This is a genomic window from Methylobacterium sp. Leaf466, assembly GCF_001425565.1.
Taxonomy (GTDB): domain Bacteria; phylum Pseudomonadota; class Alphaproteobacteria; order Rhizobiales; family Beijerinckiaceae; genus Methylobacterium.
Genome location: NZ_LMRC01000007.1, coordinates 68,923 through 86,466, shown reverse-complemented (window position 1 = coordinate 86,466; position 17,544 = coordinate 68,923). Strand labels below are relative to the sequence as shown.

General features: G+C 69.4%; 14 protein-coding genes. 7 read left to right on the top strand and 7 right to left on the bottom strand.

The annotated features are described in order from the left end of the window. Nucleotides 1–109: 109 nt before the first annotated feature. The gene (gene mmsB, locus ASG59_RS05250) at nucleotides 110–1,003 is read right to left on the bottom strand and encodes a 3-hydroxyisobutyrate dehydrogenase (RefSeq protein ID WP_056407344.1); all 894 of its coding nucleotides are present in this window, start codon (nucleotides 1,001–1,003) and stop codon (nucleotides 110–112) included. Next, a complete protein-coding gene (locus tag ASG59_RS05245; RefSeq protein ID WP_056407342.1) occupies nucleotides 1,000–1,935 on the bottom strand; it encodes a LysR family transcriptional regulator in 936 nt (311 codons plus the stop codon). The genes mmsB and ASG59_RS05245 overlap by 4 nt, the downstream gene beginning before the upstream one ends. Before the next feature lie 139 nt (nucleotides 1,936–2,074). On the opposite strand from ASG59_RS05245, the gene ASG59_RS05240 reads away from it, so the two are divergent. The 7 genes from ASG59_RS05240 (at nucleotide 2,075) to ASG59_RS05210 (ending at nucleotide 9,822) form a co-directional block, all read left to right on the top strand. Beyond that, nucleotides 2,075–3,244: an iron-containing alcohol dehydrogenase gene (locus tag ASG59_RS05240; RefSeq protein WP_056407340.1), complete on the top strand. Its 1,170-nt coding sequence runs from the start codon at nucleotides 2,075–2,077 to the stop codon at nucleotides 3,242–3,244. A 26-nt stretch (nucleotides 3,245–3,270) separates the two neighbouring features. Then, on the top strand, nucleotides 3,271–4,797 hold the full coding sequence (locus ASG59_RS05235; RefSeq protein WP_056282324.1) for a CoA-acylating methylmalonate-semialdehyde dehydrogenase: 1,527 nt from the start codon (nucleotides 3,271–3,273) through the stop codon (nucleotides 4,795–4,797). Between the two features lie 296 nt (nucleotides 4,798–5,093). Beyond that, a complete protein-coding gene (locus ASG59_RS05230) occupies nucleotides 5,094–6,254 on the top strand; it encodes an ABC transporter substrate-binding protein (protein ID WP_055887484.1) in 1,161 nt (386 codons plus the stop codon). A gap of 181 nt (nucleotides 6,255–6,435) precedes the next feature. Then, nucleotides 6,436–7,191: an ABC transporter ATP-binding protein gene (locus tag ASG59_RS05225; RefSeq protein WP_055887328.1), complete on the top strand. Its 756-nt coding sequence runs from the start codon at nucleotides 6,436–6,438 to the stop codon at nucleotides 7,189–7,191. A 25-nt stretch (nucleotides 7,192–7,216) separates the two neighbouring features. Next, the gene (locus ASG59_RS05220) at nucleotides 7,217–7,939 is read left to right on the top strand and encodes an ABC transporter ATP-binding protein (RefSeq protein WP_056407338.1); all 723 of its coding nucleotides are present in this window, start codon (nucleotides 7,217–7,219) and stop codon (nucleotides 7,937–7,939) included. Nucleotides 7,940–7,943: 4 nt separating this feature from the next. Beyond that, nucleotides 7,944–8,831 carry a branched-chain amino acid ABC transporter permease gene (locus ASG59_RS05215; RefSeq protein ID WP_056407336.1) on the top strand — a complete coding sequence of 296 codons (888 nt, stop codon included), beginning with the start codon at nucleotides 7,944–7,946 and terminating at the stop codon, nucleotides 8,829–8,831. Nucleotides 8,832–8,859: 28 nt separating this feature from the next. Continuing rightward, entirely contained in the window at nucleotides 8,860–9,822 is a 963-nt protein-coding gene (locus ASG59_RS05210) for a branched-chain amino acid ABC transporter permease (RefSeq protein ID WP_055887481.1), read from the top strand. 330 nt (nucleotides 9,823–10,152) lie between these two features. Here the strand turns inward: ASG59_RS05210 and ASG59_RS05205 are convergent, their stop codons facing one another. The 5 genes from ASG59_RS05205 to ASG59_RS05185 form a co-directional block, all read right to left on the bottom strand. Further along, on the bottom strand, nucleotides 10,153–10,875 hold the full coding sequence (locus ASG59_RS05205) for an ABC transporter ATP-binding protein (protein WP_055887316.1): 723 nt from the start codon (nucleotides 10,873–10,875) through the stop codon (nucleotides 10,153–10,155). Further along, nucleotides 10,868–12,913 (bottom strand): branched-chain amino acid ABC transporter ATP-binding protein/permease, encoded by a 2,046-nt coding sequence (locus tag ASG59_RS05200; RefSeq protein ID WP_056282318.1) that lies wholly within the window; start codon nucleotides 12,911–12,913, stop codon nucleotides 10,868–10,870. The genes ASG59_RS05205 and ASG59_RS05200 overlap by 8 nt, the downstream gene beginning before the upstream one ends. A 75-nt stretch (nucleotides 12,914–12,988) precedes the next feature. Next, entirely contained in the window at nucleotides 12,989–13,861 is an 873-nt protein-coding gene (locus ASG59_RS05195) for a branched-chain amino acid ABC transporter permease (RefSeq protein WP_055887306.1), read from the bottom strand. A gap of 229 nt (nucleotides 13,862–14,090) precedes the next feature. Next, nucleotides 14,091–15,308 (bottom strand): ABC transporter substrate-binding protein, encoded by a 1,218-nt coding sequence (locus ASG59_RS05190; RefSeq protein ID WP_056282314.1) that lies wholly within the window; start codon nucleotides 15,306–15,308, stop codon nucleotides 14,091–14,093. A 428-nt stretch (nucleotides 15,309–15,736) separates the two neighbouring features. Continuing rightward, nucleotides 15,737–17,368: an alpha-D-glucose phosphate-specific phosphoglucomutase gene (locus ASG59_RS05185; protein WP_056282311.1), complete on the bottom strand. Its 1,632-nt coding sequence runs from the start codon at nucleotides 17,366–17,368 to the stop codon at nucleotides 15,737–15,739. Nucleotides 17,369–17,544: the final 176 nt, after the last annotated feature.

Sequence of the window (17,544 nt, the reverse complement as noted above, 5' to 3'; positions counted from 1 at the left end):
GTCCCCGCAACCAAAATCAATACCCCATACACACCAAACAACGCGAAAGCCGGCCCGCCAAAAACGGGCCGGCTTTCGTGTGTCAAAAACGAAATGCCGGAAACAGCGGTCATTCCGTGACGCCGTCGTCCCTTAGATGACGAACGATGCCGGAAAAGTCGGTTCCTCCCTCGCCGGCTGCGACGAAGGCCGCGTAGAGCCTTTCCGCTGCCGCCCCCAGCGGCGTCGGCGAGCCGGTCGCCGTGGCGGCATCGGCGGCCAGCCGCAGGTCCTTGAGCATGAGGGCTGCGGCGAAACCCGGCCTGTAGCCGTCGTTGGCCGGTGACGTCGGCACCGGGCCCGGCACCGGACAATAGCTGGTGAGCGACCAGCACTGCCCCGAGGAGGTCGAGGCGACGTCGAACAGGGCCTGATGCGACAGCCCGAGCCGCTCGGCCAGGACGAACGCTTCCGCGACGCCGATCATCGAAATGCCGAGCAGCATGTTGTTGCAGATCTTGGCGGCCTGACCCGCGCCGCCGGCGCCGCAATGGACGATCCTCTGGCCCATCGCCTCGAGGACCGGCCGGCCCCGCTCGAGAGCCGCCCCCGATCCGCCGACCATGAAGGTCAGGGTCGCGGCCCTGGCCCCGCCGACCCCGCCCGAGACGGGAGCGTCGAGGCCGAGGTGTCCGCCCTCGGTGGCGAGCGCATGGGCTGCACGTGCGCTGTCGACGTCGATGGTCGAGCAGTCGACGAGCAAGGAGCCGGGTGAAAGGTGAGGCAGCATGTCGGTGAGAGCAGACAGCAGATGGCGACCGCTCGGAAGCATCGTCACCACCACGGCCGCCTGCGCCACGGCTTCGTGCGCGGGCGCGATCCCGATGCCCGCTTCGCGTGCCGCGGCGCAGGCGTCCTCGGATGGATCGAAGCCCATGACCCGGTAACCCGCCCGCACGAGGTTGGCGGCCATCGGGCCACCCATGTTGCCGAGACCCAAGAAAGCGATAGCGGTCGGCGTCATGACGGTCCTTTCGGATGATGTGTGGGTGAGCGGCCGAGGAAGAGGTCGCTGGCGGCCTCGACCTCTTCGCGAATGAAGCGGCGGGCGGCGCGCACGCGCGCCGTTTCGGCGACGTCGGCATGCGTCACCAGGGAGTAGCTGCGCCGCAGGCAGATGTCGCCCGGAAGCACGCGCGTCAGCTCCGGATGCCGCGCGGCCATGAAGGCCGGCAGCACGCACAGACCGTGGCCGGACAGCGTCGCCTCCATCTGCGCATGCAGGCTCGAACTCTGGACACGGGCCTTGATGCGGCGACCGCCGACCTCGTCGAGGTAGTCGAGGCCCCGCATGAAGACGAGGTCGTCGATGTAGCCGACGAAGGTGTGCCCGGCGAGATCGGCCCGGGTCGCGATCGGTGGATGGGCCGCGAGATAGGTGCGTGCGCCGTAGACGAACAGCACGTACTCGGTGAGGAGCTCTCGCACGAAGCGCCCGCTCTGGGGCGGATCGAGGGTCACGGCGATGTCGGACTCGCGCCGCGACAGGGCGACGATCTGCTGGATCGCGATGAGCTCCACCGCGAGGTTCGGGTTGGCCTGCGCGAACCGCGGCAGCCGCCCGGCGAGGAAGAAGTTTCCGAAGCCCTCGAGGGTGCTGATCCGGACCGTGCCGGCCACCGCGAGGTCGGCGTCGGCCACGTCGCGCTCGGCCTTCAGGGCCTCGGCTTCGATGGATTGCGCCGAGGCCAGCAGTCGCTCGCCGGGTTGGGTGAGGTTGTAGCCGCGCGGGTTGCGCTCGAACAGCTTGGCGCCGAGCGCCGCCTCCAACCCCGTGATGCGCCGGCCGACCGTGGCATGGTCGGTGGCCAGCCGCTGCCCGGCGCCCGAGATCGTGCCGGCGCGGGCGACGGCGAGGAAGAACCGCAGGTCGTCCCAGTCGAAGGACTTCGGCATCGGGTCGCGTATTTCCGCACAGATACTGCGCGAGAGTTCCCGTGTCTGTGCGCGGGTGTCAATGCTAACGTCGTCTCGACAAGGCGCGCCGTCCGGCTATCGGAAGAGAGTCGCGTCACACGTCGAGGGAGATGAAGCCATGGCAGGAGCGGCCATCGCGCTGCCGCGGGTGCTGCGCATCGGTGCGGGCACACTCGGCGATGTCGGCGACGTCCTGCGCGATCTCGGAGTGTCCCGCCCCTTCGTCGTCACCGATCGATTCCTTGCCGGCCAACCGGCCGCGAACCGCCTGACGGCGGCGCTCGCGGGTGCCGGGATGACCGCCACCGTCTTCGCCGATGCGATTCCCGATCCGACCGAGGCCTCCGTCGCCCTGGCGCTGGCCGCGATGGGCGACGGCCAGCACGATTGCGTCATCGGGTTCGGTGGCGGCAGTCCGATCGATACCGCCAAGGCGGTGGCCGTGCTCGCCGCGCGCGGCGGCGGGCGGATGCGGGCGCTCAAGGCGCCGCACGTGGAGGACCGGGCGGGCCTTCCCGTCATCGCGATTCCCACCACCGCCGGCACCGGCTCGGAGGCGACCCGCTTCACCATCGTCACGGACGAGGCCACCGACGAGAAGATGCTGTGCATCGGCCAGGCCTACCTGCCGGTCGCGGCCATCGTCGATTACGAGCTCACCCTGTCGAAGCCCGCCAGGCTCACCGCCGACACCGGCATCGATGCGCTGACCCACGCCATCGAGGGCTACGTGTCCCGGCGCGCCAACCCGTTCTCCGACGGCATCGCGCTCCTGGCGATGAAAGCGATCGCGCCCAACCTGCGCACGGTCTTCCGCGAGCCCGGCGACCGGCCCGCCCGCGAGGCGATGATGCTCGGCGCGCTCCAGGCCGGGATGGCCTTCTCGAACGCCAGCGTCGCCCTCGTGCACGGCATGAGCCGGCCCATCGGCGCGCATTTCCACGTCGCCCACGGCCTCTCGAACGCCATGCTGCTGCCGGTGGTCACTGCCTTCTCCGCCAGCGCCGCCCCGGCGCGCTACGCCGATTGCGCCCGCGCCATGGGCCTGGCGAGCGAGGCGACGGACGATGCCGAGGCCGTAGCGCGTCTGGTGTCCGAGCTGCGCCAGCTCAACCGCGATCTCGAAGTTCCGAGCCCCCGCGCCTACGGCCTCGACGAGGGCCGCTGGCGGGCGCTGATCCCGGTGATGGCCGAACAGGCCCTGGCCTCCGGCTCGCCGGCCAACAACCCGCGCATCCCGTCCGCTGCCGAGATCGCGACCCTCTACGAACAGGCCTGGGAGGCCTGACCGCTCACAGTCGAAGGACGCCCGTCATGGCCTCATCCGCACATCAGCAAGCTTCCACCCGGATCGTCCCGCATTTCGTCGGCGGCCAGAGCGTCGAGGGACGTGGCGAGACGCGGGGAGAGGTCTTCGACCCGGCGACCGGGGCGGTGACCGCCCATGTCCCCTTCGCCACGGCGGCCGAGGCGGCTGCGGCGATCGAGGCCGCGGCCAAGGCGTTCCCGGCCTGGTCGGCGACGCCGCCGCACATCCGCGCCCGGGTGCTGTTCCGCTTCCGCGACCTCGTCGACCGCAACATCGATCGCCTGGCCGCCATCATCACCTCCGAGCACGGCAAGGTGCTGTCGGACGCCCGCGGCGAGGTCATCCGAGGCCTCGAGGTGGTGGAGTTCGCCTGCGGCATCCCGCAGGTCCTCAAGGGCGAGATCTCGGAGCAGGTCGGCCGCGGCGTCGACGTGATCAGTGCGCGCGAGCCCCTGGGCGTGGTGGCCGGCATCTCGCCGTTCAACTTCCCCGCCATGGTGCCGATGTGGATGTTCCCGGTGGCCCTGGCCTGCGGCAACACCTTCGTGATGAAGCCCTCGGAGAAGGACCCTTCGCTCGCCGTCGAACTGGCGCTGCTCCTCAAGGAGGCGGGCCTGCCCGACGGCGTCTTCAACGTGGTGCACGGCGACAAGGTGGCGGTGGACGTGCTCCTCGAACACCCCGAGGTCCAGGCGATCTCCTTCGTCGGCTCCACCCCCATCGCCGAGCACATCTACAGGACCGGCACCGCCGCCGGTAAGCGCGTCCAGGCGCTCGGCGGCGCCAAGAACCACATGGTGATCATGCCAGACGCCGACCTCGACGGCGCCGTCGACGCGCTGATGGGGGCGGCCTACGGCTCGGCCGGCGAGCGCTGCATGGCGATCTCGGTGGCCGTCCCCGTCGGCAAGGACACCGCAGACGCCCTGATCGAGCGGCTGGTGCCGCGGGTGCGCGCCCTCAAGATCGGCCCCGGCACCGACGGTGAAGCCGAGATGGGCCCGCTCGTCAGCCGTGCGCATCTCGACAAGGTCTCGTCCTACATCGACACCGGCGTCGAGGAGGGGGCGAACCTCCTGGTCGACGGGCGTGGCCTGTCGCTGCAGGGCTACGAGCAGGGCTTCTACATCGGCGGATCGCTGTTCGACGGGGTCCGCCCCGACATGCGGATCTATCGCGAGGAAATCTTCGGGCCGGTGCTGTCGATCGTCCGCTCGGCCACCTTCGGCGAGGCGCTGGAGCTCGTGAACGCGCACGAGTTCGGCAACGGCACCGCGATCTTCACCCGCGACGGCGGCATCGCCCGCACCTTCATGACGCGGGTGAAGGCCGGCATGGTCGGCATCAACGTGCCGATCCCGGTGCCGATGGCGTTCCACTCCTTCGGCGGCTGGAAGCGTTCGCTGTTCGGCGACCACCACATGCACGGTCCCGAGGGCGTCCGATTCTACACCCGCCTCAAGGCCACCACCGTGCGCTGGCCGGACGGGGCGGGCCTGGGCGCCGAGTTCACGATGCCCACCATGAGCTGACGAGCGTCCCTGGGCCGGCTCCGTTCGCGCGGGGCCGGTTTTCTTCCGGGATGGCGTGTGTTTTTCTCGTGACGTCCAGCGCCATCCGGCGCGAAAATGGTCTAGCTTCGACGGTATCGGCGTATCGCGGCCCCCTCGCGACTGCCCAAGAGAATCGCGGACCCGAAAAGGGACGCCTCAAGCACCAGAGGGCCGGCCGACGAGCCGACGCCCCGACCGGAGGAACATCGATGGGACAGGTCAATCTCGGACTCGCCTGCGTTGCGAGCCTGGTCGCCGCCACCGCGCTGACGCCGATGGCGGCCACGGCGCAGACGATCTCCGACGGAACCGTCAAGATCGGCATCCTCAACGACCAGTCCGGCGTCTACGCCGAGTTCGGCGGGCGGTCCTCCTTCGAGGCCGCGCGCATGGCCGTGGAGGACTTCGGGGGCAAGGTGAACGGCGTTCCCGTCGAGGTGATCACCGCCGACCATCAGAACAAGCCCGACATCGCCTCCTCCATCGCCCGCCAGTGGTACGACGTCGACAAGGTCGACGCGATCATGGAGTTGACCACCTCGTCGGTGGCGCTGGCCGTGCAGGGCATCTCCAAGGAGAAACGCCGGATCGACATCGTGACGGGGGCGGCGACCACCGAACTCACGGGCAAGCAGTGCAGCCCCTACGGCTTCCACTGGGTCTACGACACCCGGGCCCTGGCGGTGGGCACCGGCGGTGCGCTGGTCGCCCAAGGCGGCAACTCCTGGTTCTTCCTCACGGCCGATTACGCCTTCGGCTACTCGCTGGAAAGCGAGACCACCAAATACGTCAAGTCGAAGGGCGGCGAGGTCAAGGGATCGGTCCGCCACCCCTTGAGCGCCAACGACTTCTCTTCCTTCCTGCTCCAGGCCCAGGCCTCGGGCGCCAAGGTGGTCGGCCTCGCCAACGCCGGGCTGGACACCGCCAACGCCATCAAGCAGGCCTCCGAATTCGGCCTGGTCCAGGGCGGGCAGCGCCTCGCCGGCCTGCTGTTCACCCTCGCCGAGGTCCACGGTCTCGGCCTCAAGGCGGCCCAGGGGCTGACGCTGACCGAAGGCTGGTACTGGGACCTCAACGACGAGACCCGGGCGTTCGGGAAGCGCTTCCAGGAGCGCGCCAAGCGCATGCCGAACATGATCCACACCGGCACCTACTCGGCGGTGACGCACTATCTCAAGGCCGTCCAGGCCGCGGGCACCGACGATGCCGAGGCCGTCGCCAAGAAGATGCGCGAACTACCGGTGCAGGACGTCTTCGCCAAGGACGGCCGCGTCCAGGCCAACGGCCGCATGGTCCACGACATGTACCTGTTCGAGGTGAAGAAGCCCGCCGAGAGCAAGGGCCCCTACGACTACTACAAGCTGCTGGCCACCATCCCCGGCTCCGAGGCCTTCGGCAAGGCCGAGGACAGCGGCTGCCCGTCGATCGGGCAGTGATGATGGCGGGGGTCGGCGCAGGTATCCCCTTCCCCCTGCGGGGAGGGGGCAAGGGCGGCCGGGCGACCCATGCTCGAGCCCGGTGGAACCACCCCCACCTCCAACGCCTCTCCGCGAAGGGGAGGAGCGGGGCGTGCCGATCCATCGGAATCGAGATCCGGTCCGGCGAAGGCCCGTCACGATGACCACCGCCCCCATCCTCACCGCGACCGGCCTGAAGAAGGAGTTCCGCGGGTTCAAGGCTGTCAACGGCGTCGATCTCTCGATCCGGGAAGGTTCGATCCATGCGCTGATCGGGCCGAACGGGGCCGGCAAGACCACGGTCTTCAACCTGTTGACCCAGTTCCTCAAGCCGACGGCCGGGCGGGTGGTCTATCGCGGGCGCGACATCACGGCCCTGCCGCCGGCCGATGTCGCCCGCCTCGGGCTGGTGCGCTCGTTCCAGATCTCGGCGGTGTTTCCCAAACTCACGGCGCTCGCCAATGTCCGCGTCGCCCTGCAGCGGAAGGCGAGCCTCACGACACAGTTCTGGCGGTCGAGCCGCGTCCTGTCGGGGCTCGACGACCGCGCCCGCTCGCTTCTCGCCGACGTCGGCCTCGAATCGCACGCCGGCTCCGAGGCCGCCGATCTCTCCTACGGCCGCAAGCGCGCCCTGGAGATCGCCACGACGCTGGCGCTCGAGCCCGACCTCCTGCTCCTCGACGAACCGATGGCGGGGATGGCGCACGAGGACATCGGCCGGGTGAGCGAGCTCATCCGCACCGTCGCCGTGGGCCGCACCGTCCTGATGGTCGAGCACAACCTGTCCGTGGTGGCCGACCTCTGCGACCGGGTCACGGTGCTCGCCCGCGGCGAGGTCCTGGCCGAGGGAAGCTACGACGCGGTGAGCCGCGACCCGCGCGTGCGCGAGGCCTACATGGGGTCCGAGGATGCTTGACCTGGGCGCCCACGACCCCGTGCCGATGGCGGCGGTCGCTCCCGCCGGCCCCGCCCTCCTCGACGTCGCCGGCCTGCACGCGTGGTACGGCGAGAGCCACGTCCTCCACGGGGTCGACCTCAACGTCCGCCAGGGCGAGACCGTGTGCCTGCTCGGCCGCAACGGCGCGGGCAAGACCACGACCCTGCGCGCGATCCTCGGCGTCGTCGGGCGCCGGGACGGCAAGGTGAGCTTCGACGGCCGCGACCTCACGCGGATGCCGTTGCACGGCCCGGCCCGCGCCGGCCTCGCCTACGTGCCGGAGAACCGGGGCATCTTCGCCGGCCTCACCGTCGCCGAGAACCTGATGCTGCCGCCCAAGGTCGCCGAGGGCGGCATGAGCGTGGAGGAGATCCACGCGCTGTTCCCGAACCTGAAGGAGCGCCGGTCGAGCCCCGGCACCAAGCTGTCGGGCGGCGAGCAGCAGATGCTCGCCATCGCCCGGGTGCTGCGCACCGGGCCGAAGATGATCCTCCTCGACGAGCCCACCGAGGGGTTGGCCCCCGTCATCGTCCAGCGCATCGCCGCCGCCCTCATCCAGCTCAAGGCACGGGGCCTCACCGTTCTCCTCGTGGAGCAGAACTTCCGCTTCGCGCGCCGCGTCGCCGACCGCTTCTACGTGATGGAGGGCGGGGTGGTGGTCGACGCGTTCCGGGCCGACGAGGTCGAGGGCCGCCTCGACCGGCTTCACGAACTGCTGGGTGTCTGACGCGATGACGACGATCTTCGGCGTACCGATCCAGGCCCTGCTCGGACAACTCCTGCTCGGGCTCATCAATGGCTCGTTCTACGCGATGCTGAGCCTCGGCCTCGCGGTGATCTTCGGCCTCCTGCGGGTGATCAACTTCGCCCATGGCGCGCAGTACATGCTCGGCGCCTTCGTCGCCTGGCTGCTGCTGGAACACCTCGGGATCGGCTACTGGTGGGCGCTGCTCGTCGCCCCCCTGGTCGTCGGGGCCGCCTCCCTGGTGGTGGAGCGCGCCGCCCTCTCGAAGCTCTACGACCTCGACCCGCTCTACGGGCTGCTCTTCACCTTCGGGCTCGCCCTGACGATCGAGGGCGCCTTCCGCTGGCAGTTCGGTGCGGCCGGGCAGCCCTATGCGACGCCCGACGAACTCGTCGGCGCCAAGAACCTCGGCTTCATGGTGCTGCCGATCTACCGCGGCTTCGTGGTCGTCGCCTCGGTGGTCATCTGCCTGGCCGTCTGGCTCCTGATCGAGCGCACAAAGTTCGGCGCCTACCTGCGGGCCGCCACCGAGGACCGGACGCTGGTCCAGGTCTTCGGCGTGAACGTGCCGCTCCTGCTGACGCTGACCTACGCGCTCGGCGCGGGTCTCGCCGGTCTCGCCGGGGTGCTGGCCGCGCCGATCTACCAGGTCAGCCCGCTGATGGGCTCGAACCTCATCATCATCGTCTTCGCCGTCGTCGTGGTCGGCGGCATGGGGTCGATCGGCGGCGCCATCCTCACCGGCTACGCGCTGGGCGTGCTGGAAGGCCTGACGAAGGTGTTCTATCCGCCGGCCTCCAGCATCGTGATCTTCGTGGTGATGGCCGCGGTGCTCCTGGTGCGCCCGGCCGGCCTGTTCGGACGAGAGGGCTGATCCCATGGATGCGCGGCCGACCGACCTCATGCCCGCCGCCGCGGTGCCCGCGCGCCGGTCCGACTTCAACCGCGCGCTCTACACCGGGCTGGCGGTGCTCGGGCTCGCCTGCATCGTCGCCGCGCCGTTCGCGATCTATCCGGTCTTCCTGATGAAGATCCTGTGCTTCGCGCTGTTCGCGGCGGCCTTCAACCTGCTCATCGGCTATGTCGGCCTGCTCTCGTTCGGGCACGCGGCCTTCTTCGGCGGAGGCGCCTACGCCAGCGCCCACGCCCTCAAGGTGTGGGGCTGGCCTCCGGAACTCGGCATCCTGTTCGGGGCCGCGGTCGGTGCGCTCCTGGGCCTCGTGATGGGGTTCTTCGCCATCCGCCGGCAGGGCATCTACTTCGCGATGATCACCCTGGCCCTGGCGCAGATGGTGTTCTTCGTGTGCCTGCAGGCGCCCTTCACCGGCGGCGAGGACGGCATCCAGAACGTGCCGCGCGGATTCCTGCTCGGCGGCCTCATCGACCTCTCGGTGAACCTGAATCTGTACTACGTTGTGCTGGCCATCACCGCCTTCGGGCTGTTCGCGGTCTGGCGGGTGGTGCATTCGCCCTTCGGCGCGGTGCTGCAGGCCATCCGCGAGAACGAGCCGCGGGCGATCTCGCTGGGCTACCGGGTCGACCGCTACAAGCTCGGTGCCTTCGTGATGTCGGCCGGCCTCGCCGGCCTCGCCGGCGGCACCAAGGCCCTGGTCTTCCAGCTCGCCACCCTCACCGACGTCGCCTGGCAGATGTCGGGCGAGGTGATCCTGATGACGCTGCTCGGCGGGATCGGGACGCTGCCGGGACCCGTCGTCGGCGCGGCCCTCGTGGCCGCCCTGGAGCACTATTTCGCGACCTCGTCCTTCCCGGTCACCATCATCACCGGCCTCGTCTTCATGGCCTGCGTGCTGCTGTTCCGGCGCGGCATCGTCGGCGAGGTCCTGCATCGGCTGCGGCGGCGCTGACGGGCCGAGTGCAGAGGGCCGGATCGGAGCCTCTTGTCGGCACGGCGACGATTCCGACCGCGACCTCACCCCGCGGCCTCCGCTTCGCTCCGGCCCTTCGGAATGAGGTCCGTAGGCCGGGACGCTCCGTTCCTCGGCCGAAGCGATCGCGCCGAGGCGGCGCGATCGTCATCTCCCGTTCGCGGCTGATACGGTTTCCGCTTGGATCGAGCGGGAACCGTATCACCGAGCCCGCGCGGCGCCTGAGCGAAGCCCATTTCCGCATCACGAAGTGATCAACCGGAAATGGTATGAGGCGATCGCCGGACGCGGTCTCGGCCGGTCCTCGGATCAGTGGCCGCCGCCGAGGTAGGCCGACTGGACGGCCGGATCGTTGCGCAGCTGCGCGGCCGGGCCCTGGAAGCGGATGCGGCCGTTCTCCAGGACGTAGGCATGATCGGCTACACCGAGAGCCGCCATGGCGAACTGCTCCACGAGTAGCATCGTCACCTGTTCCTCCTTCAGCCGCCGGATGGTGCGGAACACCTCCTCGACGAGCTTGGGCGCCAGGCCCATCGAGGGTTCGTCGAGGAGCAGGATGTCGGGACGCAGCATCAGGGCCCGGCCCATCGCCAGCATCTGCTGCTCGCCGCCCGAGAGGGTGCCGGCGAGCTGGCTGCGCCGCTCCTTGAGGCGCGGGAACAGCTCGAAGGCCCGGTCGCGGTCGGCCCCGACGTCACCCTTCGGGCGCGAGCCGGTCAGGCGCGGGAAGGCGCCGAGCGTCAGGTTGTCCTCGACGCTCAGCGTCGCGAACACCCGCCGCCCCTCCGGCGAATGGGCGAGGCCCGCGCTCGCCACGTCGTGGCTCTCGAGGCCGCCGATCTCGCGCCCGTTGAGGCGGATCGAGCCGCTGCGCGGGCGGATCATGCCCGAGAGCGCCCGCATCGTGGTGGTCTTGCCCGCGCCGTTCGAGCCGATCAGCGTGACGACCTGGCCCTTGAGCACCTCGAACGAGAGGCCGTGGAGGACCTCGATCTGGCCGTAGCCGGCCGAGAGATTGGTGACCTCAAGCATGGACGGGCTCCTGGTCCGAGACCGGGCTGCCGAGATAGGCCTCGATCACCTTGGGGTCCTTCTGGATCTCGCGGGCACCGCCCTCGGCGATCTTGTGGCCGAAGTCGAGGACGCTCACGCGGTCGCACAGCCCCATGACCACGTCCATGTGGTGCTCGATCAGGATCACCGTGATGCCGGCGTCGCGGATCTTGCGGATGATCGTGGTGAGGTCGGCGATGTCGGGGGCGGTGAGGCCGGCCGCCGGCTCGTCGAGCAGGAGCAGCACGGGATCGAGGGCGAGGCCGCGGGCGATCTCGAGCAGGCGCTGCTTGCCGTAGGGGAGGTTGCGGGCCTCGACCTGGGCGAGGCTGCCGAGCCCGACGAAGTCGAGGATCGCCATGGCGCGGACCCTGGCCTCCTTCTCCTCGCGCCGCCGCCGGGGCGTGCTCAGGATGGCGTCGACGATGTTGCCCTTGAAGGCGTGGTGGAGGCCGACGAGCACGTTCTCCAGGGCCGTCATCTCCCGGAAGAGCTGGACGTTCTGGAAGGTGCGCGCCACACCCGCCGCGGCGATGTCGGAGGGCGTCTGCCCGTCGAGGCGCTTCGTTCCCGCCACCGTGGCCAGGGTCACCGATCCGCCGGTGGGTTTGTAGATGCCGGTGAGCACGTTCATCATCGTGCTCTTGCCCGACCCGTTGGGGCCGATGAGCCCGTGGATCGTGCCCGGCCGCACGGCGATGTCGACCCCGGCCAGCGCCTTGAGGCCACCGAACTGCATCAGCACGGAGTCGATTCTGAGGAGCGGATCGGCGTCCGCCCCGCCGCGCTGGGCGACGAGGGCGGCGCCCTCGCCCGTCAGGGTGCGCCCTTCGGCGGTGTGGGCCGGGCGCAGGGCCGGGATCTTCTCGCGCAGGAAGCCGACGATGCCGTCGGGCAGGTAGTAGACCACGAACAGGATCATCAGGCCGAAGACGGTGAGGCGGAAGTCCGTCACCGACTGCAGGGCCAGCGTCGCGGGGAAGAACAGGACGCAGAGCACCACCGGCACGAGGATCGTGAAACGGTTCTCCTGCTTGCGCAGGAAGGCGAGGCCGCCGACGATCAGGGCGGAGAGGGCGATGACCCCGGCCATGATGCGCACGAGCTCGATGTCGGCCAGGATGTTGGGCATCATCACGATGATCGCCGAACCGATCAGCGGCCCGGCCCGCGACTTGCGCCCGCCCATCGTCACCGCGAGCAGGAACAGCACCGTGAGCTCGAACCCGTAGGAGTTGGGGGCGACGTAGCGCTCCGACCACGCGTACAGCGCACCCGACAGCCCCGCGAGGGCGGCCGAGATGACGAAGGCGTAGACCTTGTAGCGGTAGACGCTCACGCCCATGCAGTCGCAGGCGATGGGGGAATCGCGCAGGGCCTCGAAGGCGCGCCCGAACGGCGAGCGCACGATGCGGTTCACGACGACGATGGTCAGCAGCAGTGCGGCGCAGACGAGATAGTAGAACTCGAGCTTGCGCCCGGCCGCCCCCCAGGGGGCCTGCATCCCGATCAGCGAGAAGTCGAGGACGCGGACCGGCGGCAGGGTGATGCCGAGGGGGCCGTTGGTGAGCGGGGTCAGCTCGTTGATGAAGATCTGGACGATGGTGCCGAAGGCGAGGGTCACCATCGCCAGATACGGTCCCGTGACGCGCAGGGCCGGCACGGCGAGCAGGAGGCCGAACAGCGCGGTGACGCTGATCCCGGCGAACAGGCCGTACCAGAGGCCGAGCTTGAAGTGCAGGAACAGGACGGCGGCCGAATAGGCGCCGACCCCGAACAGGCCCGCGTGCCCGAGGCTGACCTGGCCGGTGTAGCCGACCACGATGTCGAGCCCGAGGATGAGGATCGCATAGATCGCGATCACCACGAGCAGGTGGATGTAATACGAGCTCGTGACCACGTGCGGGAAGGCGACGAGGAACACCACGAGCAGGAGCGCGCCGAGGAGGCCGATGGATTTGCTCGGCCGGGGCGCGGTCGCGGGAGAGGCCGCGGGGGCGACGGTCGTTTGTGCCATGGCGTCAGGCTCCGGTCCGGCGGGGGCGAACGGACCTGGAGCGGCCGCGACAAAGGGGGGCGAAGGATGTCACGCTCAGACCTTCTTGATCACGGCCTTGCCGAACAGCCCGACGGGGCGGATCGAGAGGACGACGAGGAGGAGGATCAGACCCGGCACGTCCTTGTACCCGGTCGAGATGTAGAATCCGGTCAGCGTCTCGGCGACGCCGAGGATCAGGCCGCCGACGATGACGCCGAGGCCGGATTCGAGGCCGCCGATGATCGCCACGGCGAAGGCCTTGAGCGCCAGCACCGAGCCCATCGTGGCGCCCGTGAGGGTCACCGGGGCCACCAGCACGCCGGCGAAGGCCGCCGTCATCGCGCTGATCGAATAGGACAGGGTGATGATCTTCTGGGTGTTGATGCCCATCAGGCCGGCCGCGTCGATGTCGTTGGAGGTGGCCACCACCGCCTTGCCCCAGATCGACTTGCGGTTGAAGATCTCCACCGCGAGCATCATCAGCAGGGCGCCGCCCACGATCAGCAGTTCCATCGGCAGCACGCGGGTGCCGCCGACCTGGATCGCCTCCTCGCTCAACGGCGAGGGGAACTTGAGGTCGTCGCGGCCCCAGATGTTCTCCGCCACGTTGCGAAAGATGATGCCCAAGGCGATGGTCGCCATGATCCATCCGTACTCGGACTTGATCTTGACGGCCGGGCGCACGCCGAGCCGCTCGACGACCGCGCCGAGCGCGAAGCCGAACACGAGGACCAGCGGGATCATCAACCAGTACCCGACGAACGGGACCATGGTCAGCCCGAACAGGGCACCGAGCGCCAGCGCCTCGCCCTGTCCGAAGTTCAGCGTCTTCGAGGTGGCGAAGGTGAGCTGATAGCCGAAGGCGATGGCGGCGTAGATCATGCCGACCGCGACGCCGGAGGCGATGAGCTGGAGGAAAATGGCCATGGGGTGCCTTACCGGGGAGAGCGAGACATCGTGGAGGCGTCCCGAAAGCGGGGTTTGCGGGGGATGTGGTCACCGGTTTCGAGGTGAACCGGGGTCTACGCCAGAGGCCGCGGCCCGCCGCCCCGAATTTGGCCGGGGGCGGCGGGCCGTCGGCCCGTGCACGGCTGCGGGCGGGCGGGTCGTTTCGTAGCCCCTGTGGCTACGGAGGACCCACCCGCAGCCGTGCCGTTCAGTTCGCGGACTTTTCCTTCACGCGGACGACGCCCGCGTTCTTGGCGTCCTCTTCCTTGGCGTAGACGATCTTGCCGTCCTGCACCTTGCCGAACACCACCATGTTGCGGGTGATCGCGTTGTGGTCCTTGGCGCTGAAGGGCTTCTCGTAGGTGGTGACCACGCCCTCGACGCGCTCGTTGAGGTTTTCCAGGGCGGCCCTGATCTTGGGCCCGTCCGTGGACCCGGCCTGCTTGATCGCGGCGGCGAGGAGGAAGACCGAATCGTATCCCTGGGCGCCGGCCACCGGCGTCGGGATCTTCGTGACGCCGTAGGTCTTGTAGTAGTTCTCGAGGAAGTTCTTGCGCTTGGGCAGCGTGCGATCCTCGATGAAGGTCTGGGGCATGGTCACGCCGTTGCCGTTGGCGCCGGCGATGTCGAGGAAGCTCTGCATCGAGGACGGCCACGACGTGATCATCGGGACTTTCCAGCCGAGCTTGGCCATGCCGTTGGCGATCTGCGCCAACTCGGGGCCGATGCCGTAGGCCAGGATGACGTCGGCGCCGGCCTGCTGCGCCTTGAGCAGCTGGGCCGTCATGTCGACGTCCTTGATGTTGAACTTCTCCACCGTGACGGGCTTGATGCCCTTGGTGGCGAGGTACTTCTCGATGTCCTCGCGGCCGAGCTGGCCGTAGTTCGTCGAGTCCGCAAGGAGGGCGATCTTCTTGAAGCCCTGCGAGACGGCCTCGTCGACCATCATCCCCGCCTGGAGCACGTCGTAGGCCGAGTTCCGGAAGACGTAGTTGGCCTCGTAATCGGGCTCCTTGAACTGGTTGGTGATGATCGTCCCGGTGGCGACGTTGTTGAACACCGGGATCTCGGCTTCCTGGTAGAAGCGCTGCGCGGCGAGCGCCACGCCGGTGTTGATGAAGCCGATGGTCGCGACGACCTTTTCCTTGTTGATCAGCTCCTGCGCCACCTGCGCGCCGACCTCGTTCTTGGCCTCGTCGTCGCGCTCGACCAGCAGCAACGGACGGCCGAGGACGCCACCGCCCTTGTTGATCTCGGCCGCCGCGAGGCGGGCCGCATCGCGCATCGACACGCCCATCGCCGACGATCCGCCCGTGTAGGGGCCGGTCACACCGATCTTGATGGGGTCGGCCGCCTGCGCCGGGGTAAGGCCAAGCGCCGTAGCGCAGGCCAGCGCGCCCATGAGCGCGCGTCTGCTGACTGTCATCGTTTCCTCTCCGCGATACCGGCCGGCTGCCCTTCGAGGTGGCATTCCCGGTCTGGTGTACATTATATTTGGGCGATGTGCCGTGACACTGTCAAGCTCTTAACGCGCCATCGTTTTCTTGGCTATTATTGCCCTCGCGGCGACGGCGCGAACCGTAGTCTGACATCGATTCCGGCAGGACGACACCTGGAATTCGGCAATCTGTCGGTCGATCGAACATCGCATCCCGGAAGTCTCCGGGGGACGTTCGCGGTGGACGACGGACGAAGCGCCGTTGCGGCTTTTCGTCCGGTCCGGCCGGCTTGGGAGGAACGTCGGCGAGCCGGCGACCGCTCGGTGCGGCACCGGCCCGGGGCCGCGCCGTTGGCGCGGTCTCGCCCCCGGGCTTCCGGCCGCTGCCAGGGTCGTCCCGTCCCCCGAAACGCCCGTCAGGTGATCACGCTGGGTTGGCTCCGCCCGGTGATCGCGGCGATGTCGGCCAGCGCGTCGGCCACCGCTACCACCGGCGCCAGCACCTCGGCGATGGGCCGTTCGAGCCGGCCGGGGGCGGATTCGTAGCGTTCGATGTAGACCCGCAGCGTCGCGCCCGCGGTGCCCGTGCCCGAGAGCCGGTAGACCACCCGCGCGTCTTCCGCGAACACGATCCGCACCCCCTGCTGCTCCGTCACCGAGCCGTCGACGGGGTCGACGTAGCGGAAGTCGTCGGCGCTCGCGACGGTGAGGTCGCCCAGCCGCCGGCCCGGCAGGTCGGCGAGTTTCGCCCGCAGGTTCGCCATCAGCGTTCTGGCGGCCTCGGCGTCGATCTCCTCGTAATCGTGGCGGGTGTAGTAGTCGCGTCCGAACGCGGCCCAATGCGCCCGCACCAGGGCGTCGGCGCGGGTGCCGGTGGCCGCGAGCACGTTGAGCCACAGCAGCACCGCCCACAGCCCGTCCTTTTCGCGCACATGGTCGGAGCCGGTGCCCGCACTCTCCTCGCCGCACAGGGTGATGAGGCCCGCGTCGAGCAGGGTGCCGAAGAACTTCCAGCCGGTGGGCGTCTCGTAGGCCGGGATGCCGAGGGCGGCCGCGACCCGGTCGGCGGCCCGGCTGGTCGGCATCGAGCGGGCGAGGCCCGACAGCCCGCGCGCGTAGCCCGGCGCCCGATGGGCGTGGGCGGCCAGGATCGCGAGGCTGTCGCTCGGGGTCACGAACAGGCCGGGCGCCACGATCATGTTGCGGTCGCCGTCGCCGTCGGACGCCGCGCCGAAGTCGGGAGCGTCGGGGCCGAGCATCAGCGCGTAGAGTTCGCCGGCGTGAACGGGGTTGGGGTCGGGATGGTGGCCGCCGAAGTCGGGCAGCGGCGTCCCGTTGACCACGGTCCCCGCCGGCGCCCCGAGCGCGCCTTCGAGGATCGCCGTCGCGTAGGGGCCGGTCACCGCGCTCATGGCGTCGAAGCGCATGCGAAAGCCGCCAGCGAACATCGCGGCGATGGCGTCGAAATCCACCAGCGTGCGCATCAGGTCGAGGTAATCGGCCACCGGGTCGATCACCTCCACCGCCATGTCGCCGATGGTCGTGGTGCCGAGCGTATCGAGGTCGAGGTCGGGGACGTCCAGGATGCGGTAGCCGTCGAGCGCCTTGGTGCGGGCGAAGATCGCCTCGGTCACCGCTTCCGGCGCGGGCCCGCCGTTGGCGGCGTTGAACTTGATGCCGAAGTCGCCGTCCGGCCCGCCGGGGTTGTGGCTGGCCGAGAGCACGATGCCGCCGATGGCCCCGGCCTTGCGGATGACGCAGGAGGCGGCCGGCGTCGAGAGCAGGCCGCCCCGGCCCACCAGCACCCGGCCGATCCCGTTGGCGGCGGCGAGCTTGAGGGTGGTCTGCACCACCTCGCGGTTGAGGAAGCGCCCGTCGCCGCCCAGCACCAGGGTCCCGCCCGCGGCATCAGGGATCGTGTCGAGGATCGCCTGGACGAAGGTTTCGACGTAATGCGGCTGCCGGAACACCGGCACCTTCTTGCGCAGGCCCGAGGTGCCCGGCTTCTGATCGAGGAACGGCGCCGTCGACACGTGCTTCACGACCATCGTCCGAAAACTCCCGCAGTCCGATGTGGCCAACCGTGATGTGGCCAACCGATGTGGCGGTGACGATGGGGCGGCGGATGCGGTTCTGCAACCGGCCGGCCGCGCCGGATGGCGAGATCGACGGCCGCGGGGCATCGTAAACCGACGTTAACCGCTCCGGCCTCATGCTCCGAGCC

Coding starts and splice junctions, on each gene's coding strand:
- mmsB (WP_056407344.1), bottom strand. CDS start 1,003: ATGACGCCGACCGCTATCGCTTTCTTGGGTCTCGGCAACATGGGTGGC.
- ASG59_RS05245 (WP_056407342.1), bottom strand. CDS start 1,935: ATGCCGAAGTCCTTCGACTGGGACGACCTGCGGTTCTTCCTCGCCGTC.
- ASG59_RS05240 (WP_056407340.1), top strand. CDS start 2,075: ATGGCAGGAGCGGCCATCGCGCTGCCGCGGGTGCTGCGCATCGGTGCG.
- ASG59_RS05235 (WP_056282324.1), top strand. CDS start 3,271: ATGGCCTCATCCGCACATCAGCAAGCTTCCACCCGGATCGTCCCGCAT.
- ASG59_RS05230 (WP_055887484.1), top strand. CDS start 5,094: ATGGCGGCCACGGCGCAGACGATCTCCGACGGAACCGTCAAGATCGGC.
- ASG59_RS05225 (WP_055887328.1), top strand. CDS start 6,436: ATGACCACCGCCCCCATCCTCACCGCGACCGGCCTGAAGAAGGAGTTC.
- ASG59_RS05220 (WP_056407338.1), top strand. CDS start 7,217: ATGGCGGCGGTCGCTCCCGCCGGCCCCGCCCTCCTCGACGTCGCCGGC.
- ASG59_RS05215 (WP_056407336.1), top strand. CDS start 7,944: ATGACGACGATCTTCGGCGTACCGATCCAGGCCCTGCTCGGACAACTC.
- ASG59_RS05210 (WP_055887481.1), top strand. CDS start 8,860: ATGCCCGCCGCCGCGGTGCCCGCGCGCCGGTCCGACTTCAACCGCGCG.
- ASG59_RS05205 (WP_055887316.1), bottom strand. CDS start 10,875: ATGCTTGAGGTCACCAATCTCTCGGCCGGCTACGGCCAGATCGAGGTC.
- ASG59_RS05200 (WP_056282318.1), bottom strand. CDS start 12,913: ATGGCACAAACGACCGTCGCCCCCGCGGCCTCTCCCGCGACCGCGCCC.
- ASG59_RS05195 (WP_055887306.1), bottom strand. CDS start 13,861: ATGGCCATTTTCCTCCAGCTCATCGCCTCCGGCGTCGCGGTCGGCATG.
- ASG59_RS05190 (WP_056282314.1), bottom strand. CDS start 15,308: ATGACAGTCAGCAGACGCGCGCTCATGGGCGCGCTGGCCTGCGCTACG.
- ASG59_RS05185 (WP_056282311.1), bottom strand. CDS start 17,368: ATGGTCGTGAAGCACGTGTCGACGGCGCCGTTCCTCGATCAGAAGCCG.